The 24,602-nt window shown below is 51.8% G+C and carries 21 protein-coding genes, 1 pseudogene and 1 riboswitch; of the genes and pseudogenes, 18 read left to right on the top strand and 4 right to left on the bottom strand.

Annotated elements, in window-relative coordinates:
• Position 1 precedes the first annotated feature (1 nt).
• From I8U18_RS05770 to I8U18_RS05695, 16 genes are all read left to right on the top strand, one after another.
• On the top strand, positions 2 to 772 hold the full coding sequence (locus I8U18_RS05770) for an SDR family NAD(P)-dependent oxidoreductase (RefSeq protein WP_033099289.1): 771 nt from the start codon (positions 2 to 4) through the stop codon (positions 770 to 772).
• Between the two features lie 44 nt (positions 773 to 816).
• Positions 817 to 1,665 carry a fumarylacetoacetate hydrolase family protein gene (locus I8U18_RS05765; RefSeq protein WP_198055073.1) on the top strand — a complete coding sequence of 283 codons (849 nt, stop codon included), beginning with the start codon at positions 817 to 819 and terminating at the stop codon, positions 1,663 to 1,665.
• Positions 1,666 to 1,788: 123 nt separating this feature from the next.
• Positions 1,789 to 3,114 carry an MFS transporter gene (locus tag I8U18_RS05760; protein WP_232336304.1) on the top strand — a complete coding sequence of 442 codons (1,326 nt, stop codon included), beginning with the start codon at positions 1,789 to 1,791 and terminating at the stop codon, positions 3,112 to 3,114.
• 218 nt (positions 3,115 to 3,332) lie between these two features.
• Positions 3,333 to 4,340, top strand: coding sequence for a C-terminal binding protein (locus tag I8U18_RS05755; protein ID WP_033099287.1), 1,008 nt, complete (start codon positions 3,333 to 3,335; stop codon positions 4,338 to 4,340).
• A gap of 24 nt (positions 4,341 to 4,364) precedes the next feature.
• Positions 4,365 to 5,627, top strand: coding sequence for a nickel pincer cofactor-dependent isomerase, group 22 (locus tag I8U18_RS05750; RefSeq protein ID WP_198055072.1), 1,263 nt, complete (start codon positions 4,365 to 4,367; stop codon positions 5,625 to 5,627).
• Entirely contained in the window at positions 5,624 to 7,843 is a 2,220-nt protein-coding gene (locus I8U18_RS05745; protein ID WP_198064571.1) for a dihydroxy-acid dehydratase domain-containing protein, read from the top strand. The genes I8U18_RS05750 and I8U18_RS05745 overlap by 4 nt, the downstream gene beginning before the upstream one ends.
• A 19-nt stretch (positions 7,844 to 7,862) precedes the next feature.
• Entirely contained in the window at positions 7,863 to 8,624 is a 762-nt protein-coding gene (locus I8U18_RS05740) for an IclR family transcriptional regulator (protein ID WP_033099284.1), read from the top strand.
• A 157-nt stretch (positions 8,625 to 8,781) separates the two neighbouring features.
• Entirely contained in the window at positions 8,782 to 9,663 is an 882-nt protein-coding gene (locus I8U18_RS05735) for a fumarylacetoacetate hydrolase family protein (protein ID WP_033099283.1), read from the top strand.
• 15 nt (positions 9,664 to 9,678) lie between these two features.
• Positions 9,679 to 9,987, top strand: coding sequence for a UxaA family hydrolase (locus I8U18_RS05730; RefSeq protein ID WP_198064570.1), 309 nt, complete (start codon positions 9,679 to 9,681; stop codon positions 9,985 to 9,987).
• Positions 9,938 to 11,140 carry a UxaA family hydrolase gene (locus I8U18_RS05725; RefSeq protein WP_370589377.1) on the top strand — a complete coding sequence of 401 codons (1,203 nt, stop codon included), beginning with the start codon at positions 9,938 to 9,940 and terminating at the stop codon, positions 11,138 to 11,140. The genes I8U18_RS05730 and I8U18_RS05725 overlap by 50 nt, the downstream gene beginning before the upstream one ends.
• 30 nt (positions 11,141 to 11,170) lie before the next feature.
• Positions 11,171 to 12,634: an alpha-ketoglutaric semialdehyde dehydrogenase GucD gene (gucD, locus tag I8U18_RS05720; RefSeq protein ID WP_198064569.1), complete on the top strand. Its 1,464-nt coding sequence runs from the start codon at positions 11,171 to 11,173 to the stop codon at positions 12,632 to 12,634.
• Positions 12,635 to 12,711: 77 nt separating this feature from the next.
• Complete coding sequence (gene larE / locus I8U18_RS05715; RefSeq protein ID WP_198064568.1) at positions 12,712 to 13,521, top strand: ATP-dependent sacrificial sulfur transferase LarE; 810 nt, start codon at positions 12,712 to 12,714, stop codon at positions 13,519 to 13,521.
• Positions 13,522 to 13,538: 17 nt separating this feature from the next.
• Positions 13,539 to 14,219 (top strand): nickel pincer cofactor biosynthesis protein LarB, encoded by a 681-nt coding sequence (larB, locus tag I8U18_RS05710; protein WP_033099280.1) that lies wholly within the window; start codon positions 13,539 to 13,541, stop codon positions 14,217 to 14,219.
• On the top strand, positions 14,216 to 15,421 hold the full coding sequence (gene larC, locus I8U18_RS05705; protein ID WP_198064567.1) for a nickel pincer cofactor biosynthesis protein LarC: 1,206 nt from the start codon (positions 14,216 to 14,218) through the stop codon (positions 15,419 to 15,421). The genes larB and larC overlap by 4 nt, the downstream gene beginning before the upstream one ends.
• 173 nt (positions 15,422 to 15,594) lie before the next feature.
• Positions 15,595 to 16,602: an LLM class flavin-dependent oxidoreductase gene (locus tag I8U18_RS05700; protein ID WP_198055066.1), complete on the top strand. Its 1,008-nt coding sequence runs from the start codon at positions 15,595 to 15,597 to the stop codon at positions 16,600 to 16,602.
• Between the two features lie 88 nt (positions 16,603 to 16,690).
• A complete protein-coding gene (locus I8U18_RS05695; RefSeq protein WP_033099375.1) occupies positions 16,691 to 17,617 on the top strand; it encodes a S66 peptidase family protein in 927 nt (308 codons plus the stop codon).
• A gap of 35 nt (positions 17,618 to 17,652) precedes the next feature.
• Here the strand turns inward: I8U18_RS05695 and I8U18_RS05690 are convergent, their stop codons facing one another.
• Together I8U18_RS05690 and I8U18_RS05685 are read right to left on the bottom strand one after the other, a co-directional pair.
• Positions 17,653 to 17,835, bottom strand: a complete 183-nt coding sequence (locus tag I8U18_RS05690; RefSeq protein ID WP_033099277.1) for an H-type small acid-soluble spore protein — start codon at positions 17,833 to 17,835, stop codon at positions 17,653 to 17,655.
• A gap of 252 nt (positions 17,836 to 18,087) precedes the next feature.
• Complete coding sequence (locus tag I8U18_RS05685; RefSeq protein WP_198064566.1) at positions 18,088 to 18,918, bottom strand: aldo/keto reductase; 831 nt, start codon at positions 18,916 to 18,918, stop codon at positions 18,088 to 18,090.
• A gap of 554 nt (positions 18,919 to 19,472) precedes the next feature.
• Between I8U18_RS05685 and I8U18_RS05680 the strand changes: the two are divergent.
• A pseudogene (locus I8U18_RS05680) lies at positions 19,473 to 21,211 on the top strand (ABC transporter ATP-binding protein).
• Positions 21,212 to 21,335: 124 nt separating this feature from the next.
• On the opposite strand, the gene I8U18_RS05675 reads toward I8U18_RS05680, so the two are convergent.
• Both I8U18_RS05675 and I8U18_RS05670 read right to left on the bottom strand, forming a co-directional pair.
• Positions 21,336 to 22,079, bottom strand: a complete 744-nt coding sequence (locus tag I8U18_RS05675; RefSeq protein ID WP_370589231.1) for a CAP domain-containing protein — start codon at positions 22,077 to 22,079, stop codon at positions 21,336 to 21,338.
• A 303-nt stretch (positions 22,080 to 22,382) separates the two neighbouring features.
• On the bottom strand, positions 22,383 to 23,672 hold the full coding sequence (locus tag I8U18_RS05670; protein ID WP_198055065.1) for a homocysteine synthase: 1,290 nt from the start codon (positions 23,670 to 23,672) through the stop codon (positions 22,383 to 22,385).
• A gap of 69 nt (positions 23,673 to 23,741) precedes the next feature.
• A riboswitch (SAM riboswitch) is annotated at positions 23,742 to 23,856 on the bottom strand.
• A 308-nt stretch (positions 23,857 to 24,164) separates the two neighbouring features.
• Here I8U18_RS05670 and I8U18_RS05665 point away from each other — a divergent pair.
• A complete protein-coding gene (locus I8U18_RS05665; RefSeq protein ID WP_033099272.1) occupies positions 24,165 to 24,572 on the top strand; it encodes a DUF4395 domain-containing protein in 408 nt (135 codons plus the stop codon).
• Positions 24,573 to 24,602: the final 30 nt, after the last annotated feature.

Below are 24,602 nucleotides of genomic sequence, written 5' to 3'. Positions count from 1 at the left end.
GTTGAGGCTAAAAGGAAAGGTCGTGCTCATCACCGGTTCCGGTTCAGGCATCGGCAAAGCGACTGCGCTTCTGTTTGCCGGGGAAGGGGCCAAGGTCATTGTCAACGATATTTCCGTGCAGGGCCGGAAGACGGTGGAGGAAATTCAGCGGCAGGGAGGGGAAGCGATATTTCTTCAGGCGGATGTAACCAAAGCGGCAGAAGTGGAGACGATGGTGGAAAAAGCGCTTGACCGCTATGGACAAATCGATGTTTTATTTAACAATGCCGGGATCTCGGGTGTCGGAGCCGTTCATGAGACCAGTGAAGAGATGTGGGATCGGGTTGTCAATGTAAACCTCAAAGGCGTTTTTCTGCCGAGCAAGTCGGTTATTCCGCACATGATGCAAAGAAAAGAGGGTTGCATTATCAACATGTCGTCCTGCATCGCGGAGATCGGTCTGATGAAAAGGGCGGTTTATTCGGCAACAAAAGGGGCGGTTCTCGCTTTGACCAAATCGATGCAAGTCGACTACGCTCCTTACGGGATCCGTGTCAATGCCCTGTTGCCGGGAACGATTCTCACCCCGTTCGTCGAGGATTATTTGAAACATTCGTATGAAAATCCGGAAGAGGCGTTGGAGGGAATTAAAAAGCGACAGCTGAACAGCGAATTGGGCAGACCGGAAGATGTGGCCAGAGCCGCTCTGTTCCTCGCCTCCGACGAATCGAGGTTCATCATGGGTTCACCGCTCTACGTCGATGGCGGCGTCGTCTTCGGCAAAATGGCGTAATCCGACAGAATCCATTCAAGGACAAACCTAAAGGAGAGAGCGCGATGAAACTGCTGACATACCGCACGAGCACAGGTTTGCGTACCGGAATTGTTACGGATAAAGGCGTTGTTCCCGTTCCGCATTCGGTGGAGGAAATCGTGAGCGGCGGACAGGCTATTCTTGCGGAACTGAACCGATTGGCCAAAAGCGAAATGGAAGACAAATGGCTGAAGGAAGAGGAATTAACTTTGGGGCCTTGTCTGCCGAAGCCGGGCAAAATGATTTGCGTCGGTCTTAACTACCGCAAACATGCTGATGAAACCGGTTCGCCGATCCCGGAGACGCCGATTTTGTTTAACAAATTCCCCAATACCTTGGCTGCGGATCGGGATGAAATTCTCATTCCTCACAACTCCAAACAGGTGGATTATGAGGCTGAACTGGCGATCGTGATCGGCGAGACGGCGAAACGGGTCAGCGAAGAGGAGGCACTCGATTATGTTTTCGGTTACTGCACCGCCAACGATGTCTCAGCACGCGATCTGCAATTTCGCACAAATCAATGGCTGCTCGGCAAATGTTGTGACGGATTCAGCCCCATCGGCCCCTATCTCGTTACCGCTGACGAGGTGGGAGATCCCGATAACCTGGGAATTCGCACTTATGTAAACGGCGAGCTCCGTCAAAACTCCAATACCTCAGACATGATTTTTTCCTGCCGCGAAATTGTCAGCTATATCTCGCAACATATGACGCTGAGCCCGGGGGACATTATTTTCACCGGTACGCCAGAGGGAGTGATTCTCGGTTATCCAAAAGAAAAACAGGTTTGGTTAAAAGATGGGGATGAAGTGGTCATCGAGATTGACAAACTGGGCCGGCTCACCAATTACATGAAGCAGGAAATATAGAGGTTTTCAGTATTTTGATTCCGGCAGGAAAGGAGGTGGTCAGGCGGCGCCCGCGGTGGCGTCGGTACATCGCCCCGGAGGAAAACGCTTTCCGAAACCCTGCTTGTGCAAGGAGGTTTACCTTTGAAAAACATCAAGAATCAGAAGAGGACGAAGGTTCGCTGGAATATAGCCATTCTGATGTGGGCTGCGATTGCGATCAATTATTTGGATCGGACCAATATCTCTGCCGCTGCGCCGACCTTAATGAAGGAATTTCATCTTTCTGCGGAGACGATGGGACTTGTCATGTCATCCTTTTTTTGGACTTACGCACTTTTTCAAATTCCGGCCGGATGGTTTGCCGATAAGGTGGGGCAACGAATCAGTCTGGCCGTTGCGGTTGCCTGGTGGTCGCTGGCCACGGCGGCTACGGTTTTGACACGCGGCGCAGCGTCGCTCATCACGACAAGGGTTTTGATGGGAATCGGTGAAGCCGGTGCCTATCCGAGTAATGCCGGGGTTACGGCCAAGTGGTTTCCGGATAAAGAAAGGGCAAGGGTTTCGGCCATTTTTGACAGCGGTTCCAAAGTGGGGACGGCGCTGGCCATGCCGGTGGTTGTATGGTTGCTCAGCAAATTCGGCTGGGAAGTTCCTTTCATTGTATCCGGGTTGATCGGGCTCGTTTGGGTGGCGATCTGGTGGGTTTACTATCGTGATCCGGAGAAGCACAAGTATGTGAACGAAGCGGAACTCACCTATATTCGCGAGGGACAGGTGAAAAAGGAAGGGATTGACCGCGTTCAACCCCTCAAATGGTACCAACTGTTCCGCTACCGCAATATCTGGGCGATGTGCGTCGGATTTTTCATGCTCAATTATGCGATCTATTTTTTTATTACCTGGTTTCCGACGTATCTGGTCGAAGCGCGTCACATGAAATTGCTGACGATGGGGTTTGTGGCGATGATTCCGCCTTTGACGGGGTTAGTCGCCGAGCTGGTCGGCGGATGGTTTTCCGACTACCTTTATACCAAAGGGGTATCGCTCACGGTTGCCCGCAAAATCAACCTCGTTGGAGGAATGCTGCTGGCGACCTCAATCGCTTTTGCCGGATTGGTCGATTCCGCCGTCTGGTGCATTGTGTTGCTGTCCGTTTCCTACGCCGGGCTGGTTTTTGCCGCCTGTGCCATCTGGTCCCTGCCGGGGGATGTTGCCCCGAGAAATATGACATCGGTCGTTGGCGGCTTGCAAAACTGCGTGTCCAATCTCGGAGGAATTTTGGGACCAGTCATTACGGGATGGATTGTTGCGACCACCCATTCTTTTATCCCTGCACTGCTCGTGTCCGGGGCCGCTACGATGGCCGGTGCGCTCACGTACCTGTTTGGCCTCCGTAAGATCGAACCGATTGATCCGGGGAAAGAAAGCAGACAACAGGAAAAAGCAAGCGTTGACACGCATAATTAATTGACAATTATCATAAAAGATAATAACATGAATTTATAGAATATTATAATTTGGTGAAAGTATTTTTTATTGGTAAAAACCAGGCGGGAATGAGGGGTTTTTGGGACATTGTGAGGAATTGCGTCATGTCCCTTTTGTTTAGGAAAGGATCAGAACAGGGTTTTACAATCTAAAACAAATGCAGAAATCCTCGTTGACGACGGAATGGGGTGGAGAATTTGCCCAAATGGAAAGTGGTCGTTTCTGATTGGGAGTATCAGGATCTGCGCTATGAAGAAAAAGTGCTGGATCATGAACAGATCGAATTGATTCCTGCCCAATGCAAAACGGAGGAGGAGGTGATTCGGGCTTGCCGGGAGGCCGACGGGATCTTAAATCAATATGCGCCGATCAGCGGAAAAGTGATTCGTGAGCTTCAACGCTGCAGAGTGATTGTCCGCTACGGCGTCGGTGTGAACACGATTGATCTCGATGCGGCAACGGAGAGAGGCATTTGCGTCGCCAATGTGCCGGATTACTGCGTGGACGAGGTGTCGGATCATACGCTGGCCCTCATTTTAGACAAAGCCCGTAAAATCTCTCTGGCCGACGCATGTGTGAAACAAGGAAAGTGGGATTTCAAGGTGACCCAGCCTGTTTACCGCCTGCAGAACCGGACGCTCGGCCTGGTGGGCTTTGGCAAAATTCCGCAAAGATTGGCAGAGAAGGTGAAGCCGCTCGGCCTCCGGGTGATCGCTTATGATCCTTATGTGCCGGAACCGGTGGCGGAAGCGCTCGGTGTTGCACTGGTCTCTCTCGAAGAAGTGTGCAGGCGGTCCGATTTCGTTTCCGTCCATGCACCGCTGACGGCAGAGACAAAAGGGTTGATCGGCAGGGAGCAATTGAGGCAAATGAAAAAAGAGGCTTATCTCATCAATACATCTCGCGGTCCGGTGGTTGATGAAAACGCACTGATCGAAGCCCTGCGCGAAGGGAGCCTGGCCGGGGCAGCGCTTGATGTGGCCGGGGAGGAACCGATCCGGCCAGACCATCCGTTTCTCTCGATGAAATCAGTAACCCTTACCCCTCACATGGCCTGGTATTCGGAGGAATCAGCGGAAGAGATGCGCTCAAAAGCGGCGCATGGCGTGGCTGATGTCCTGCTTAAAGGCGAGTATCCAAAGTACCTGGTTAACCGGAAAGTGAAAGAGCGGGTCAAGCTTAAGCCGAACGCGCTTGCTTACTGATACTTCACTAAAGAAGGGGATCGCATGAACGTTATTGAGGAATTGCTCCGGCCCTATCCTCTTCCCAAGATGGTGAGGGTCCGTCAAAATTTTCCCGCTCCCGAGGTTGTGGACGTGGCCGGGGCTGTGCAAAAAACGATCAAGGAAGCCGGCGTCTTAACGAAAATCGCTCCGGGCAACCGGGTGGCCATCGCCGTCGGAAGCCGGGGAATTGCCGACCTTCCCATCTTGGTGAGAGAAGTGGCCGCCGCAATCAAGTCGGTTGGGGGCCGGCCTTTCATCGTCCCGGCGATGGGGAGCCATGGCGGAGCAACTGCCGAAGGGCAGATTGACGTGCTGAAACAGTTGGGGGTGACCGAACCATCCGTCGGAGCGCCGATTCATTCCAGTATGGAAGTGGTGGAAATTGGCAAATTGGCAAACGGCCTTCCTATCTATATTGACAAATATGCATACGGGGCGGAGCAAGTGGTGGTCATTAACCGGATCAAACCGCATACCGCCTTTCGCGGCCCGGTTGAAAGCGGATTGATGAAAATGCTCACCATCGGCCTGGGAAAACAAAAAGGGGCTGAAGCCGCACATGCCTATGGCTTCAAGTATATGGCCGAGCATGTGCCGACGATGGCGAGAGAAATTCTGAAAAAAGTGCCGGTGCTGTTCGGGCTGGCCACCATTGAAAACGCGTATGACCGGCCGGCCAAAATCGTCGCCGTTCCCGGAGAGAAGTTTGAAGAGACGGAGCCGGGTTTGTTGCTCGAAGCAAAGGCGCTCATGCCCAAAATCCTGTTTGATCCGATCGATGTGCTGATCGTCGATGAGATCGGCAAAGACATTTCCGGTGACGGCATGGATCCCAATATCACCGGGCGATATCCGACTCCTTATGCCAGCGGCGGCCCCGAGGTGAAGCGGATTGTCGTTTTGGATCTGACTGAACGGACCCACGGCAATGCCAACGGCATCGGGCTTGCGGATATCACCACAAAAAAAGTATTCGATGCGATTGACTGGGTGAAGGGATACGCAAATGCCCTGACAAGCACGGTCGTGAAAACAGTGAAAATGCCGATGTTTCTCGAAACGGAAGAATTGGCGGTCAAAGCGGCGATCAAGACATGCAACGCGTTTGATCTGAATCACGTTCGCGTTGTCCGCATTAAAAACACATTGGAACTGAAAGAGATTTGGATCTCCGAAGGATTGATTGACGAGGCGCGAGAGCGGGCGGAGATTGATATTCTGTCTGATCCCGTACCGCTTCAAAGTCAACTGGACGGATCATGAACTTCAGGGAGGGAAACCGGTTGCCGTTGTTTTCCAAAATAGAGGCCGACAGTAATCCTTACCGGGACAATGTACAGGGAAAGGCGAATGAGCCGATTACTGTGGCCGCTTTGCTGGATCGGGCCAAACAGATTCTCGGCCCTTCGTATGAGGGAACGATGCCGGACTGGACGTTGGAGGAAATTTACGACCGCCTGGAAGAGAACGCGCCACGCATCGCCATTATCGGCGGTTCAAGCGACCATCCGGCTCATATCATGGATTACCAAACCTCCGCGCTGGCAGCAATCCGCATTTGGCAAAACGGCGGAATTCCCTTTTATTTTTCCACGCCAGTCCTCTGCGACGGGACAGCCCAAAGCAATTACGGGATGAGTTATTCCCTGCAAAGCCGGAATGCCGTGGCGCAAATGGTGGTGAATCAACTGGAAGCCCACAGCTATCACGGAGCTTTTGTGATTCAGGGATGCGACAAACAGCCGCTCGGTGTCGTCAGCGCCCTGGCCCATATCGACCGCCTCCGTCGTAATCGCGGGGAAGCGCCGTTTTTTGCCACTTTTGCTCCGGCCCATGTCTTGAAAGGCGGGACGATTCCGGACGATTTGCGGACGGAGCTGGAGCGGTTGACAGAAGATGCCGAGAAAGCGGGGGCCCGGGATATTGCCGATGATTTGCGCGATACGATGGCTTATATATTGCAATGTACCACCAATACGGCGTTTCAGGGGATTTTTTTGCGAGCGAGGGAGAAGGGGATCATCTCGGAAGCGAAGCATAAGGAGTTTGAGAAACGACTCGCTGTGAACACCTGTGACAGCAAAGGGGGCATCTGTGCCTTCAACGGTACGGGAAACAGTTCACGCCACCTCGTCGCCGGGCTGGGACTAGTCCATCCGGCGGTCGAGCAATTGACGGGACCGCCCGGGCAGGACAAGATCAATCAGGCGATTGACGCGTTGGCTCTCATGATCAATCAGCCGGCTTTCGGGGTGGCTAACCTCGTGGGAGCCAATATCCGCAATGCGATTCGTATTCACAGCGCCTCCGGAGGTTCAACCAACCTGATGATGCATTTGGTTGCGGCCATGCTTTACGGAGGCTATCGTTTCAGTTTATGGGATCTCAATCACATTCACCAGGAAGTGCCGGTTCCCGATTTATTCGACTACAGCCTGACCGAAGGCAGAGACATTTTCGCGCTGGCGATGCAGTGTTGCAGCGGACGCATCCGCGGGATGGAAACGCTGTTTTATGAACTGGTGCAAAACGGGGTTCCGATGGATCTGGACGCCCCCACGGTTACCGGAACAAGCTGGAGAGAGCGTTTGAAAGACAATGATCGCCTCCCCGCGGCAAATGTCAGCGACAATCCCGTCATCCTTTCCAAACCGCGCCGTTCTTTCAGCGGGGTCGATGTTCTGAAAGGAAACTTTTTTGAAAGCGCTGTAGTGAAAATCAGCGGGATGACCGGCAGCCAATTGGATGAATTTGACTGCAAAGCGGCCTTTGTTCTCTATTATGAAAATGAAGACGATGCCAACCGCAGTTTGCTCGACCCCCGGTTGCTGGAGCGGATTTGCGAGGGACGGCTGTTTTCCCGTGAGCGGCTGCTGGCGGTATTGAAACAGAATGCACCGGGCGAGTACGATGGCTGCGCGGAGCTTGACTATGATCAGCTGTTTGCGCGCATGGTTGATAAAGCGATTCTGAAAATCGCCATCGTCATAGCCGGGCAGGGTCCGGTCGCCTTTGGTATGCCGGAGATGTTTACCCCGATGCAGCACATAAACGCCAACCGCCGGTTGAAAAAGCTGGTCACGCTGATCAGCGACGGCCGGTACTCCGGGGTTACCTATGGTGCAGCCATCGGTCACATGACACCGGAAGCGCTTGAAGGAGGTGGGATTCTTTACCTGCAAACCGGCGACCTTCTCTACCTTGATTTACGTGGAAGGCAGATTCAATTTATCGATCCGGACGCGTTGATGGAGGGACGAATTTCGTTCGCTTTCGATTCTGTTCCAAAGGAGCGCCGGCAATTGGGGGAAGAAAGACGGGTGAGACTCAGGCAACGACAGCGTTTGGTGGCCACCAGCAACCGGATGTCCGCGCATACCGATGCCGCGTATGGAGTCGTCCCCGTCTCCGTAGCAGAAGAAGCTGAACACGACTACCGGACGGATGTCCTGTTTCTTTCAAAAAAACTGAACAATTGATTTGGATGTGAATGTGCTTATGCCCATCATTCAGGCTGTGGATCGCGCATTGCAAATTTTGGATCTCTTTGATGAATACGAAACCGAATTGAAAATCACTGAAATCAGCAGGCGCCTCGGTCTTCATAAAAGCACGGTTCATTCTTTGCTCAAAACGCTTCAGTCGCGCGGATACATCATTCAAGACCCGGACAGCGGAAAATACAGGCTTGGCCTTAAATTGATGGAGCGGGGAAATCTCGTTTCGCAAGGGATGGATCTCCGCAATATCGCCAAGAAATTTCTGATGGAATTATCGCTGAAAACGGGACTCACCGTTCATCTGGTCATTCTGGACGGGAAGGAAGGGGTTTATATTGACAAAGTCGAAGGGGCATCGGGAGTGATCATGTACTCCCGCATCGGCCGCCGCGTTCCCATTCATTCCAGCGCGGTCGGGAAGGTTCTGGTCGCCTTCAAGCAAGAGCAGGAATTGGCGGAAATTCTCAACGGCTATGTTTATACCCGGCAAACGCCCAATACCATTACCTGTGAAGCGGAATTTCTGAATGAGCTGGCCGCTGTCCGCAAAAAAGGGTACGCCGTGGATGATCAGGAAAATGAGCGCGGGGTAAGATGCATGGCCGTGCCCGTCCGGGATCACACCAGACAGGTGATCGCGGCAATCAGCGTCTCCACTCCGGTTTCGGCCCACGATGACGGAACGGACGAACAAATCGTGGATTGCTTGAAAAGCGCAGCCGGCAAGATTTCCGAACAAATGGGTTACGGATTTTGCTGAACGGAAAATTTCATGTCTTATTGTCATACCCCCGGAATGAAAGTGTGAAGCAAAACAGGAGGGAGTGGAGTCCCTCAGAGGGGAAAAGGGGCTCCGCGGCCCGTCCTGTGACGACCATTGACAGCAATGCCATCACCTGTCCAAGGAGTTGTGCACCATGAGAGTGATTCGATTTTTGGAGAATTCCCTTCCTGTCCTCGCTGCAGTAACCGAGGAAGACAGCGTTTATCCGCTTCCCTTTGCCGGATTTCTCGAGCTGGTCAATCAAGCGGAAGCAAAGCAAACCACTCCGCTGCGTCTGATTTTGAACTCGATTGAAAAAGCTGCTCCCTTGCCCCGGGATCTGGAAAGCCTCCAGTTGATCACGCCGCTGGATGCGCCGGAAGTCTGGGCGGCAGGGGTAACCTATGAGCGGAGCAAAGAAGCCCGCAACTATGAAGCAACCGGCGGAAAAATGGATCAGACCACCTTTTACGATAAAGTGTACGATGCAGTCCGGCCGGAAATCTTCTTCAAGTCGACCGCCAGGCGCACGGTGGGGCCGAATCAGCCGGTTTATCTGCGGGGAGATTCCAACTGGCAAATTCCTGAACCGGAACTGGGTCTCGTCCTTAACCATAAAGGAGAGATTCTTGGCTATACAATCGGCAACGATATGAGCTGCCGGGATATTGAAGGCGAAAATCCGCTCTATCTCCCTCAGGCGAAGATCTGGCGCCATTCCTGTTCCCTGGGCCCCGCTGTTTTGTTGGCTGAAGCGGTTGAGGATCCTTACCGGATGGAAATTACCTGCCGCATTTACCGGAACGGGCAAAAAGTGGTCGAAGGGTCAGCCAATACGAGCCAATTGAAACGGAAATTTGCCGAGCTGGTCGATTATTTGAAAAGGGATAATGAAATCTTTGACGGAACGGTTCTGCTGACGGGAACCAGCATTGTCCCGCCCGATGATTTTACCTTGGCGGACGGGGACCGGATTGAGATTGAAATCTCCGGGATCGGCGTACTTTCCAATCCGGTGAAGAGATCAGCCGGTTAAAAAGGAGGCGTGGCGATGGGAACGGCTTACAAAACCGTCATGATGAAGCCTCAGGATAATGTTGCCGTTGCATTGAGCAACATTCCCAAAGGAACGGTGATTCAGGTGCAATGCTGGGATTGGAGCGTCACGGTAAAGCTCGTGAGCGATATCGAGTTTGGCCACAAATTTGCCGTCAGGGCGATTCCGGCCGGCGGAGATGTGATCAAATACGGCGAAGTGATCGGAGCGGCCGTAACGGAGATTGCCGTCGGGGAGCATGTGCATGTTCACAATGTGGAAGGAAAAAGAGGGAGAGGGGATCGGATGGGCCATGCAAACTGAATTTTGGGGCTATCGGCGTCCGGACGGAAAAGCAGGCGTGCGCAATCATGTGTTGATCCTCCCGACGATTACATGTGCCACCCAGACGGCTTACCGGATCACGGAGCTGGTTCAGGGAACGGTGACGTTTATCCACCAGCACGGTTGTGCCCAGGTGGGAGCCGATTATGAACAAACCTTTCGCACTTATGCTGGTTTGGGAAAAAATCCAAATGTCTACGGAGTGGTCGTGTTGGGGCTCGGCTGTGAAACCCATCAGGCACGGAAAATTGCCCAGGATATCGCCAAAAGCGGAAAACCGGTTGAAGTCGTTTCTATCCAGGATCACGGCAGCACTTTGGATGCAATCGCGCAGGGAGCAAAAATCGCCGCAAAAATGGTGCAGGATGCGTCTGCTTTGCATCGGGAACCCCTCCGATTAAGTGAATTGATTGTCGGGACGGAGTGCGGGGGATCGGATGCCTGTTCCGGAATTTCGGCCAACCCGGCGGTGGGCGTTGTCAGCGATTTGATCGCCGATCACGGGGGAACGGCCATTTTGGCGGAAACGACGGAGTTGATCGGGGCCGAACACCTGCTGGCGGAGCGGGCCGCTGACGACAAAGTGAAGAAACGCGTTTACGAAGTGATCCAGGCGATGGAAAGCCGTGCTTTTGCGATGGGGGTGGACATTCGGACGGGAAACCCCAGCCCGGGCAATATCAGGGGAGGACTTACCACCCTGGAGGAAAAATCGCTCGGGGCCGCTGCCAAAGCAGGTTCGAGAACATTGCAGCAACTGGTTGATTATGCGGAGATTCCAAGCAAAAAAGGGTTGGTCTGGATGGATACACCGGGCCATGATATTGAGCAGCTGACCGGGATGGTGGCCGGCGGCGCACAAATCGTCCTGTTCACCAGCGGCAGGGGCACACCCACCGGCTCCCCGATTGCGCCCGTGATCAAAATCGCCACCAACACCCCGATATTTGAACAGATGAGCGACAACATGGACCTGAACGCCGGAACGATCATCGATGGCACGGAAACGATTGAATCCGTGGGAAATCGCATCTTTGACGAAATGATCCGAGTCGCTTCCGGAAAATTGACGAAAGCGGAAATTTTGAAACAACACGACTTTGGAATTTGGCGGATCGGACCCACATTCTGAAAACGGATGCCCGCAGGGAGGAAAGAAAACATGGTGGATCAAAAAAACGCACGCACGTACCTAAACTATGTAAACGGAGAATGGCGGTCTGCGTCGACCGGTGAGGTGGAAAAAAGCATTAATCCGGCCAATATTGAAGAAGTTGTCGGCTATGTGCAAAAATCGGGGATTGAAGATTTGAACCGGGCGGTGGCCGCGGCCAGATCGGCGCAGAAAACCTGGCGCAAATTGTCCGGGGCCACCCGGGGAAACTATCTGTACAAAACGGCGGACATATTGGAAAAACGCCTGGATGAGATCGCGGAAACGATGACGCGGGAGATGGGCAAAACACTGCCGGAAGCCAAGGGAGAAACCACCAGAGGTGTAGCCATCCTGCGCTATTATGCCGGGGAGGGAATGAGAAAAACGGGGGATGTGATTCCATCTTCCGAAGCAAATGCCTTCATGTTTACAAAGCGGTTCCCGCTCGGGGTAGTCGGTGTGATCACGCCGTGGAACTTTCCGGTTGCCATCCCGATCTGGAAGATAGCGCCGGCGCTGATTTACGGCAATACTGTGGTCTTTAAGCCGGCTCCGGAAACAGCGGTCACGGCGGCTAAAGTGGTCGAGTGTTTTGCTGAAGCGGGCCTGCCGGCAGGCGTGGTGAATCTCGTGATTGGCGACGGAACGGTTGGACAGGGGATCGCCGAACATCCGCAGGTCGACGGAGTTACTTTTACCGGTTCGGGACAGGTGGGAAAACTGGTCGGTCAGATTGCTCTGGCGCGCGGGGCGAAGTACCAGCTGGAGATGGGCGGCAAAAATCCGGTGATTGTCCTGAAAGATGCCGATCTCGATCTGGCGGTTGAAGCGACGGTCAGCGGAGGCTTGCGTTCGACCGGTCAAAAATGCACGGCCACCAGCCGGGTGATTGTTGAAAGCGCCGTTTACGACCAGTTCAAGGAGAAACTGCTGGCGAGAGTGAGCGAGTTAAAGGTGGGAAACGGCCTGGAGGATGGCACATGGATGGGGCCGTGCGCCAATAAAAAGCAACAGGAGAAATTCCAATATTATGTGCAAAAAGGGCTGGAAGAAGGAGCTGTTTTGCTCTGCGGAGGGAAAGTGCCGCAGGGAGACCGTTTCCGCAAAGGCTTTTACGTGGAACCGACTGTTTTTGAAAATGTGAACCCCCATTCGCTTCTGGCTCAGGAAGAAATTTTCGGTCCGGTTTTGGCCCTGATGAAAGTGGACAGTTTGGAAGAAGCGATTGAGATCGCCAATAACTCCGACTATGGCCTGAGCGCTTCGATCTTTACCAAGGACGTATCCAATGCCTTCACCTTTATCGAGGAGATGGAAGCCGGTCTGGTGCGGGTGAACGCGGAGTCGGCCGGTGTTGAACTCCAGGCGCCGTTTGGCGGCATGAAGCAGTCGAGCTCCCACTCCAGAGAGCAGGGAGAGGCGGCAAAAGAATTTTTTACCGCAGTGAAAACGGTGTTTATTAAACCGTAAAAAATCAACCTTGGAGGCAGACACAGCGTGAGTATGACCCTCACGCTCCGTCTTTGCCTCGTGAGCGGGGGAGAGGGATGAACATTCGGGAAAAAAATCAAAAGTTGGGAGAGATCTTGCGCGGGATGGATCAGGTGATCGTCGCTTTTTCGGCGGGCATCGATTCCACCTTTGTCCTGGCAAGGGCGGTCGAGGAACTGGGGGAGCGGGTGCTGGCAGTCACCGCCGCTTCGGAAACGTTTCCGGAGAGGGAAATGCAGGAAGCGGTTGCCCTGGCGAAACTGCTCGGCGTAAAACATGAAATCATTCAGATCGCCGAAATGGAAAACCCTCACTTTGTCGCCAACAATCCCGATCGCTGCTACCATTGCAAGGCGGGGTTGTACGGGAGTTTGACCCGTCTGGCCAAAGAGCGCAATATTCCCTGGATACTCGACGGGGCCAATATGGATGATCTGGGGGATTACCGGCCGGGAAGAAAAGCGGCGAAAGAATATGAAGTGCGCAGTGTGCTGCAAGAAGCGGAAATCTATAAAAAAGAGCTGCGCGAACTGGCGCGGGAAATGGGCTTGCCAAACTGGGACAAACCATCTTTTGCCTGTCTGTCCTCCCGCATTCCCTACGGTGATCCGATTACGCTGGAAAAGGTGCGGCAGCTGGACCGGGGGGAACAAGCCCTGCGCGAGATGGGTTTTCGCACCTTGCGGCTTCGCCATCATGATACGATCGCCCGGATCGAGGTTCCGCCCGGGGAATTCGCCAAAGTTCTGGCCCTTTCCGAGCGGATTACCGCGGTTTTGAAAGCGGAGGGGTTCACTTACGTAACCCTGGATTTGCAAGGATACCGCTCCGGCTCAATGAATGAAACCCTGAAAACGGCAAAATGATCCTTGGGGGACAGGTCATGGACACTTTTAAGGATATCGGTTTTTGCAAGCTCGATATTGACCGTGAAAAGAGAACGGGTTATCCGGAAGTGATCTTCGGGCAAGGAAAAACGGAGAAGCAGGTTGCCGCGATCTTTGCCGAGTTGATGAAGGCACACAACCGGGCGATGGCCACACGGGCGACGAAAGCGATGGCAGCGCTTGTCAAAGATCAGTTTCCCGAGGCGGTGTATGATCCTGTTTCACGCCTGCTGACATGCGGGGAGTCGCCTCGGCGTTATGCAGGCACGGTGGCCGTAGTCTGCGCGGGGACGTCGGATTTGCCGGTCGCGGAAGAAGCGGCGGGAACAGCACAATGGATGGGGTGCGAAGTGGAGCGGATCTATGATGTGGGAGTAGCCGGCATCGACCGTTTGCTCGCCTTCAGGGAACAACTGAGAGAGGCCCGGGTCGTTATTGTGGTCGCCGGAATGGAAGGGGCACTGGCAAGCGTCGTCGGCGGGCTGACCAGACGCCCGGTCATTGCCGTTCCCACCTCGGTAGGCTACGGGGCGCATTTTTCCGGGTTGACCCCGCTGTTCTCCATGCTGACTTCCTGCACCGCCGGAGTAACAGTGGTGAATATCGATAATGGATTCGGTGCGGGTTATGCCGCGGTGATGATTCAACAATTGGTGCAGGAGGCTGTCGGCAAATGAGCACATTATATCTCGATTGTATATCCGGCATTGCGGGTGATATGACATTGGCCGCCCTGATCGATTTGGGGGCCGACCCCGGTTATATCGAAAAACATTTGAAAAAACTTCCGCTCGATCCTTTTTTCATGCAGATCAAACAGGTGGTAAAACGGGGCATTTCAGCCAAACAACTCTGCCTCCACGTTGAACCGCAACCTCATCATTCCCGTCATCACGCCCATCGCCATGCTGCCGATATTCTGGCGATGATCGAGCAAAGTGAGCTGCCGTCCCGCGTTAAAGAAAGGAGCCGCTCGATTTTTTCGCTGATCGCTGAAGCCGAAGGGAAAATTCACGGGATTTCGCCGGAGAAAGTGCATTTTCACGAAGTAGGGGCGATGGATTCGATCATCGATATCATCGGAACTTGTTTAGCTTTGGAAAACCTGGGGATTGAACAAATTTTCGCCTCTGAAGTGCCGGTCGGAAGCGGAAAAGTGCAGATGGCCCATGGTTTGTATCCGATTCCGGCACCGGCCACAGCGGAGCTTTTGACAGGGATCCCGCTGGCTTCTCTCCATGTGAATGGAGAATTGACGACCCCGACGGGCGCCGGGATTTTGAAAGCGCTCGTCAGCGAGTTCAGGCCGATTGGAGGCTTTACCATAGAGAAGATCGGGTACGGTGCAGGGGAGAAGGATTTCGATCATCCGAATGTGTTACGGGCGCTTCTCATAAAAGATGGTGAAGAAAAAAAGGAGTATGACAGGCAAAGGGAAACGATCGCCGTTCTGGAAACCCAAGTGGATGACATGAGCGGTGAAGCCCTTGGTTATGCGATGGACCAACTGTTTCGCGCCGGGGCGCTCGATGTGTTTTATACGCCGGTTTATATGAAAAAAAATCGTCCAGGAACGTTGATTACTGTTTTGGCGCCGGAGCATTTGGCCGAACGTTGTGAAGACGTCCTGCTCAGGGAAACGACAACTCTCGGCGTGCGGCGAACGAGGTGGACGAGATCGATTCTCAGGCGGGAGACCGACAGGGTGGAGACCCCCTATGGAACGATTGCCGTCAAGCGGGCATACCGGGATGGAACGGCCATTCGGCAGATGCCGGAATACGAAGAGGTGGCCCGAATCGCGCGGGAAAAAGGGGTTCCGTTCCAGGAGGTGTACGAAACGGTGATCCGCTGCGTGCACGAAAAGGAGCGGACATAGCGGAATATAAATGGGAGAGCTTTGCAAGAGCCGCAGGATTTCAATGATCGGAGGAAACCTGTGGCTCTTTACATGAAGCTTGACATTAAAGTGTATAATTTAAGGTAACTATAAAAAAATTAGTATGTCCACCGCCATCTTCAGGGATGACGGATGATTAGAGGTGAACTTCGTTGATTAAACTGAGCGTGTTGGACCAATCCCCGATTCCGGAAGGAAAAACGGCAGAAGAGGCCTTGGCGGACACGGCCCGTTTGGCGCAGGAAACAGAAAAGCTGGGATTTCACCGTTTTTGGGTATCCGAGCATCATTTCACCCGCAGCCTGGCAGGTTCCAGTCCGGAAGTGCTCATCAGCCATCTTGCGGCCAAAACGGAGAAAATGAGGATCGGCTCCGGCGGTGTGATGCTCCCCCACTACAGCGCTTATAAAGTGGCTGAAAACTTTAAGGTGCTGGAAGCATTGTACCCGAACCGGATCGACCTGGGCCTGGGAAGGGCACCGGGAGGAATGCCGCTGGCGACCAAAGCGCTCCAAGAAGGAAAAATCTCTTATGCAGACCATTATCCGCAGCAAATAGCGGATCTGATTTCCTTTCTCCATGATCATGAGCACCCTGAGTACCCGGGATTGCGTGCGACTCCGCTGATCGGAACTGCACCGGAGATCTGGTTGCTCGGTTCCAGCGGCGGCAGTGCCTTGCTCGCTGCCCAACAGGGAGCGGGGTATGCATTTGCGCAATTTATCAACGGAGAAGGCGGAGCCGATGTGGTTCGGTTTTATCGGGAACATTTTCGCCCGTCGCAATTGAATCAGCAGCCGCAAACCATTCTCGCTATTTTCGTCGTCTGCGCGGAAACGGATGATGAGGCGGAGCATTTGGCCGCGAGCCTGGATTTATCCCTGCTCTTGATTGAAAAGGGGGGTGCAGCCAACGGGATTCCTTCCGTTGAAACGGCGCTCCGTTATCCTTATTCTGCCTATGACCGCTATCGCATAAAAGAGAACCGCAAACGGATGATCGTCGGGTCAAAAGAACGGGTGAAAGAGCGAATTCTTCAACTCGGCGAAGAATATGGTACAGAAGAATTTATGATAGTAACCCTGATGCATGACTTTGCCTCCAAACTGAAATCATACCGCCTGTTGGCGGAGGCGTTTGCTTTGAAAAAAGACTGCTGACCAACGCATGGTCGGCAGTTTCCATCCCGTCATCCCTGAATTCCGAACAGATCGAATTTTTTGTCCGAATGCTGAAAGGGGGAAAGAAATGAAAGCAAAATGTTTACAACCGGGCGACACGATTGGCATTATCGCCCCGGCGAGCCCGACTGATCCGGTGGAACTGGAAATGTCACTTGAAATTTTGGCGGGCTTTGGTTATCGGGTGAAGCCCGGTCGTTCGCTGGGAGAGCGCTACGGTTATCTGGCTGGAAGGGATGAGATTCGGGCGGAGGATATCAACCGGATGTTTGCCGATCCCGAAGTGGATGCTGTTTTTTGTCTGAGAGGAGGGTACGGAACCCCTCGTCTGCTGGATCTGATCGATTATGAAATCATCCGGGCCAATCCGAAAATTTTTGCCGGCTATAGCGATATTACCGCATTGCATGTGGCGATTTATCAGCGGACGGGATTGGTTACCTTTCACGGCCCGATGGTGTTTGAACTGGCAAAGCGCTTCGATGCCCTTTCCTGGCATACGCTTTTTACGCACCTGTCCCGGCCTTGTCCAGTTGGCGGATACCTCTCCTCAGCGGAAAGCTGTCCGTTCACCATTGTCCAAGGTGAAGCGGAAGGGAAGTTGGTCGGCGGAAATTTGTCCCTCCTGGCGGCTTTGCTCGGTACGCCGTATGAAGTGGATACCAGGGGACACATTCTCTTCATCGAAGAGATTGAGGAAGAGCCATACCGGATTGACCGCATGCTCACCCAGCTGAGACTGGCCGGAAAGTTGCAGCAGGCAAGCGGGATTGTTATAACGGAATGTACCGACTGTGAAGCAGCGGATGATGCGAAGAGTTTAACCGTGAGACAGGTTTTGGAAGATATTTTGAAGCCCCTTGGCATCCCCGCTTTTTATGGATTGAAAGCGGGACATACCAATGTCAACTTGACACTGCCGGTCGGGGTCCGGGCAAAAATGGATGCAGGCGGGCGATGGCTGCAATTTCAGGAAGCCGGCGTAACCTGCTGAAAAAAAACTGCCCCAGTTCCCTGAGGCAGTTTGCTCTAACCTTTATCTTCCAGATCCCAAACAGGCACGATCATGACATTATCCTTGTTGACTTCTTCATGCACCTGAGCTTTTTCAGCGTGTTCATCGACCATTTCAATCCAGACCGGGCGTCCCCGGTAGGTGACTTCGATGTGTTCCGGAGACTTTAAAATCTCTTTTGCACGTTCCAGATCCATGCGCAATCCCTCCTCATCTATCCATAGGGTTACGTATTGTGGCCGGAGTTATACGTTGTACGCAGCGCACCGAACCCGTTTTTTCCGAAGAAACCCGGGCCCTTTCCCTGATTGGGGCTGTTGGCAAAATTCAACGAGAGGGACGGCGAAGGAACTGGAGCAAAAAAGCACCCGGTCCGACGGACATTTCCGTTTCGGGAGTTTGCCGTAAGCGGAAAACCCGGGGCCATTCCCGTCCTATCCGCTTTTTCATCAAAATTTGAAATGATCGGGATGCTGGCCGAAACGGTGGTTCTGGTTCATTGCATCGATCTGGTCCATTTCTGCGGGGGAGAGTTCAAAATCAAAGATATCTGCATTTTCCTTGATGCGGTGTTCGCGCACGGATTTGGGAATCGTGACGACTCCGTGCTGCAAGTCCCAGCGCAAAATGATTTGAGCCGGAGTCTTGCCGTGTTTTTCGGCAAGGGCTGTCAGTGTCGGGTGATCGAGGTTATTTCCTCTCATAAGCGGACTCCAGGCTTCCAGCTGGATCCCTTCCTGTTTGCAGTATTGAAGCAGTTCCTTTTGCGTCAGCAGGGGATGGTATTCCACTTGATTTACCATCGGCAGCAGATCACTGTGTTTTTTCAATTCCTCGATATGATGGATTTGAAAGTTGCTGACACCGATCGCCCGAACCTGTCCTTCCCGGTATAATGTTTCGAGTGCTTTCCATGTGTCGATAAATTTCTCTTTTACCGGCCAATGGATAAGATAGAGGTCAATATAATCCACCCCCAATTTTCGGCGGCTCTCGTTAAATGCCTTCAGGGTGGTGTCATAACCTTGATCGGTATTCCATACTTTGGTGGTCAGGAAGATCTCTTCCCGGGGAATCCCGGATTCTTTGATTGCCCGGCCGACACCTTCTTCATTTTCATAGAGCGCGGCGGTATCGATGCTTCGATATCCCGTGTTCAGCGCCGCCTTGACTGCGTTGATGACTTCAGTTCCCTCCCGGGCTTTGTAAACGCCGAGACCGAGCCAAGGCATCTTCACACCATTACGTAACGTGGTCGTGCTGGTAAGATCCAGAGCCATGTGATCGCTCCCTTTTTGTGAAAATATGTTTCTGGGCAAGACATGTTGCCGTCGGGCAGTGGTGTCCCTAAATTTCCCGATGGCCGTTCAGGGGAGAGCCACTTCCCTCCCCGGTTTGTTTCCCGGGGTAAAAGAAAAGTTGTTTTTGTTGGATAACGTTCTCCTTTTCATAGTAGTACGTAACCGGGGCGGCTTCAAGGCAGAGCCAACGTTGACCGCCATCTCCCGGCAAAGCCGAAACCGAGGCTCGCATGCTCTGTTGGTAGGGAGAACAACTCGGTTGACGTATATGATTTTTTTCGAACTGTCACCTGTCACTCCGTGCAAAGAGATACACGTTTATGATTATTTGATATATTATAAATTCGATAAATATAGTGTATACTTCTGCATAAACTCATTTAAAATGAAATTATTAACGAACAAGGAGGCCGTTCACATGAAAAACATGACAAATCAAACCGTACAAACATATAAGGGTGTGACATCCTCTTATCTGTAAATGATGTACCCCTTATATGTGTTTATTTAAATAACACAAAAAGGGGTAAATCATGCGTTTTCCGGTAAAAAAATTTTTCTCATATTACAAACCGTATTTAATGCCGTTTCTTTCGGTATTGGCATGCGACTTGATCGTTTCTGCTGTGAGTTTGGTGTTTCCATTGCTCGTTCGGTATATAACGAAAGATGTTCTGGAAGGAGACTTATCCACTGCGTTAGATGAAGTGTACCAGATCGGCGGGCTGATGCTTGTTTTGGTCGTGATCCAGAATGTCGGAAACTATTTTGTAGACTACAAAGGTCATGAGATTGGTGCCCGTATGGAAAGGGATATGCGCGGTGAGTTGTTCGCGCATATGCAGAAGCTTTCCTTAAGCTTTTACGCAAGGAAAAGACAGGTCAGCTCATGTCTCGGATAACGAACGACCTGCTACTGCTTTCCGAGCTCTGCCATCACGGCCCGGAAGACTACGCCAAATATCTCGCCCGTTTTATTGGAGCATTTGTCATTTTGTTCTTCATTAACGCCCCTTTAACAATCGCTGTGTTCTGCTTTTTGCCATTCTTTGGTGTCTTCACATTGTATTTTAATAAGAAGTTGAACAAGGCATTAAGAAGAAACAAAGAGCGAATCGGGGACGTAAACGCACAGGTGGAGGACAGTCTGTCGGGAATCCGCGTGGTAAAATCGTTTGCCAACGAGCACGTGGAGATTGAGAAGTTTAACCGGGAAAATAATTGTTTCCTCGATAGCCGGAAAAAAACTTACAAGGCGGAAGCGTATTTTTTCAATGGTGTTGAAGCGTTTATCCAACTGATTATGATCACGGTGATTATCTTTGGCAGTGTCAGTATTGTGAATAATACTTTAGAGTTAGCTGATTTAATTACTTTCCTACTGTATATCGGCTTTATGATTGAACCCATTCAACAGTTGACTCATATGAGCACGCAGTTTCAAGAAGGGATCACGGGCTTCCAGCGCTTTATGGAAATCATGAATCTGAAGCCGGCAATCGAAAACAAACCGAATGCCATAACCTTGCCACAGGTACATGGAGAGATTGAGTTCAAGAAGGTTTCCTTCCGTTACGAAGACCATTTGGACAATGTATTGGTAAATCTGTCGCTTCGTATACAACCCGGGGAGTACGTTGCGTTGGTTGGTCCGTCCGGTGCGGGAAAAACTACATTATGCTCGCTCATCCCCCGTTCATCCCCCGTTTTTATGACGTGACAGAGGGGGAGGTGTTGCTGGACGGAATCAACGTCCGCGATCTTGACCTGCGATCATTAAGAAATAACATCGGTATTGTACAGCAAGATGTTTACCTTTTTGCGGGAACAGTGTTGGAAAATATCCGCTACGGAAATCCAGCGGCGAGCGATGCAGAAATTATCAGGGCAGCCAAGCATGCCAATGCACATGACTTTATTATGAGCTTGCCAAACGGCTATCACTCCAAGATCGGACAAAGAGGTGTCAAATTGTCTGGTGGGCAAAAGCAGCGGCTGAGTATTGCCCGCGTATTCTTGAAAAATCCACCCGTTCTGATTTTGGATGAGGCAACGAGCGCGCTGGATAACGAGAGTGAATGTCAAGGAATCACTGGAATCATTGGCCCAAGGACGTACAACCCTCGTGATTGCCCATCGCCTTTCCACAATCCGCAATGCCCGACGAATTATTGTACTGACGGAGGGTGGTATTGTGGAACAAGGTACGCACGATGAGTTACTTGCACGAGATGGGGTATATGCACACCTGTATTCCAAGCAGTTTGATTAGAGTTGGAAACCGCTTCAGAAAAGGGACCCCGCGCTCTTTATTCGCCCTTTCTGTCATGCATCAGCCAAAGCGCGAGACAAAAAACATGCAGCCCGCCGTGAGCTGCATGTTTTCAAATAACCGTTTATTTTCCGATGAATTCTTGTACCCAGTAATTTCCGTCTTTTACATAACCGACACCGATGTAATTGAAATCTTTATTCAAGATATTTTCACGGTGTCCTTTGCTGTTCATCCAGTCTATCACAACCTCTTGCGGAGTGGGTTGCCCCATGGCAATATTTTCTCCGGCGCTGTTGTATTGGATGCCATACTTATTCATCATGTCAAATGGGGAGCCGTAAGTCGGGCTGTTGTGGTCAAAATAGTGTTTGTCATGCATGTCTTGTGCTTTGTCCCGTGCCATCCGGCTCAATTTCGAATCGATTTTCAGGGCAGGCAACCCGTATTTGGCCCGTTCCTGATTGACAAGGTCAACCACTTGTTTCTCGTATTCGCTCAGCGTATAGCCGGTTTGTTGTTGTCCGGAAGAAGACGGTGGGGTCGATGCCGGTTTTGTCGTCTGGTTGGTTGCAGGTTGCTTTTTGACCGGAGCCGGTTGCTGTTGGATCTGCTTGGGCTGTACCGGAACGGATTGCGGCCGGTTTTGGATGATTTCCAGCGAGTCCACTTTGATGCCGTATTGTTTGAGAAGCTGATCGAGATGCAACTCTTTCAAGGTTTCTTGAATATAGTGACAATAAGAGGAATTGGCGGAATCAGCTTCTGTACCGGGATCTTGTTTGCCGGCAGCAAAAGTTGTAAGCGGGCTGGTGACAGCCAATGCTCCTGCAATTGCCAATGAAGTCAAAATACGACGATTTTTCACAGAATAACCCTCCTGTTCATTTCCTGGCTCAACAGTGAAGCTGAGCGTTTCTCTATTAGAGGATAACATAGGTTTTGACGATATTTAGTAGAAATAGTTGGAAGTGGGATTGGTTTCCTTTCAAAGGTGGGGGTTAAAGCAAATGGAGAGAAAAGGCATCCGCCGACCGGATGTTAGCCAGCAGGTGAGGGGGGACACCGTGGCATTAGCCGGTAACGAACTTTCACAGAAAAACACCTTCCCCCCATGGCTATTGCCGGAGAAAGGTGTTTTGCCTTCAATTGAGTGAACTTGCTTGTGTATTTACTGTTGGCTTTTCTGCAAAGCCTGATCGAGATCTTCAAGAATATCGTCGATCGACTCAATGCCTACGGACAGGCGGACGAGTTCAGGCGTTACACCGGCACTGCGCTGTTCCGCTTCCGACAGTTGCTGGTGGGTCGTGCTCGCCGGATGGATGACCAATGATTTGGCATCACCGACATTGGCGAGATGAGAAAAGAGCTTCACATTTTGGATAAATTTCTTGCCGGCTTCCAAACCTCCCTTAATGCCGAAGGTGAAAACGGCTCCCTGGCCTTTGGGGAGGTATTTTTGCGCCAGCTCATAGGTGCGGTGGGTTGGCAAGCCGGGATGGTTTACCCATTCCACTGCTTCATGCTCTGCCAGATATTTCGCTGTTTTCAGGGCATTTTCACTGTGCCGTTCCATTCTCAGATGCAAGGTTTCCAGTCCCTGCAAGAGAAGGAAAGCATTAAAGGGAGAAATGGCGGCGCCGGTGTCGCGCAGCAGTTGAACGCGGGCTTTGATTATGTAGGCCAATGGGCCGACCGCTTCGGTATATCGGACGCCATGGTAGCTGGGATCAGGCTCGGTAAGATCCGGGAATTTCCCGTTCGTCCAGTCAAAACGGCCGGAGTCGACGATTACCCCGCCAATGCTGTTGCCATGACCGCCGATAAATTTCGTTGCGGAGTGGACGACGATATCAGCCCCGAATTCAAAGGGACGGCATAAATATGGCGTGGCAAACGTATTGTCGACGATGAGAGGAACACCGTGATCATGGGCAACGTTCGCGACTGCCTCGATGTCCAGGATATCGGTTTGCGGATTGCCGATGGTTTCGGCGAAGACTGCTTTGGTTTTATCAGTGAAGGCTTTGCGGAAATTTTCCGGATCGGACTGATCGACGAAAATCACTGTGATCCCCAGTTTGGCCAGTGTATGCCTGAAGAGGTTGAACGTGCCGCCGTAAAGATGGCTTGAAGCGACAATTTCATCTCCGGAATTGGCGATATTAAGAATGGAATAAGTGATCGCTGCCTGTCCGGAACTGGTCGCCAGCGCCCCGACGCCTCCTTCCAGTTCGGCCACCCTTTTTTCAAATACGTCCTGGGTCGGGTTCATAATGCGGGTATAGATATTGCCGAATTCCTTTAACGCAAACAAATCCGCCGCATGCTGGGGATCATTGAACACATAGGAAGTCGTTTGGTAAATCGGTACGGCCCGGGCATTGGTTGTCGGATCAGGTACCTGTCCGCCGTGGACGGCAATCGTTTCAAGCTGGTGCTTTTTTTGTTCGCTCATGTTTTTCCTCCTTCTCAGTAAAAAGCCTCTTCCCTGATCCAGAGAAGAGGCTTTGTGATCCATTTTCCTCTCCTATCTCTTAGAAACTGATGCTCAGTCTCTACAGGAATTGGCACCTTCCGGTTCGTCTCACCGGGGTTGCCGGGCTTCATCGGGCCAGTCCCTCCGCCGCTCTGGATAAGAGTATAAAACGTGAAAATATATGTTTTTTTATCGATTTACTACATTATAATAAATTGTGATTTTTTTTGCAATGTATTTTGCAAGGGAATTTGTTTGGGATCCAAAAACGATGAAGGAGATTTTTGCGTTCCGGACTCTGGTGAAAAGTCATGATCTTTTCCGAAGGGTCCCGCAGCGATGGTGAGCCTTGGGAAAATTTATTTTAAAATAAAAAACAAACAGAGAGACAGGTGAATAAATATTGTCTGTTTTTTTAAAATTGGTATAATAAGCAGGAGAAGTGGAATATAAGCATTGAGGTGGACGCCGATGAACGGAATCCCGCGCCCGCTGGTACGTGCCAACCAATGGTTTCAGGTACTGTCGGTTGTTTTTGCCCTGATCACAGGTCAATACTGGATTTTGCTGCTCCCGTTGCTCACCGGGCTGTACAGTCTGATCGTGGGCCAAAATCCGGTATTTTGGGTTGTTCGCCCGTTTTTAAGAAAACCGCATTCGCACTATGCGATGGAAGATCCTGACCAGCAGAGATTTAACCAGATGATCGCAGCTGTCTGCCTGGTACTCAGCCTGATCGGATTTTATGCCGGAGTGCCGGCGGTTGGGTATGTATTTGCCATTCTGTTGGGAATCGCGGCCTTTGTGGCCATTCTCGGTTTTTGCATCGGATGCTTTATCCGTTACCAATATCTCCGCTACAAGCAGCGGAAAGCTTGAACCCGCCTCGTTGCGGGTTTTTTTTGCGGT

Source organism: Thermoactinomyces sp. CICC 10522 (genome assembly GCF_016055075.1).
Lineage (GTDB): Bacteria > Bacillota > Bacilli > Thermoactinomycetales > Thermoactinomycetaceae > Thermoactinomyces_A > Thermoactinomyces_A daqus.
Note: the sequence above shows the minus strand (reverse complement) of the source record. Positions and strands in the feature narration are given on the sequence as shown.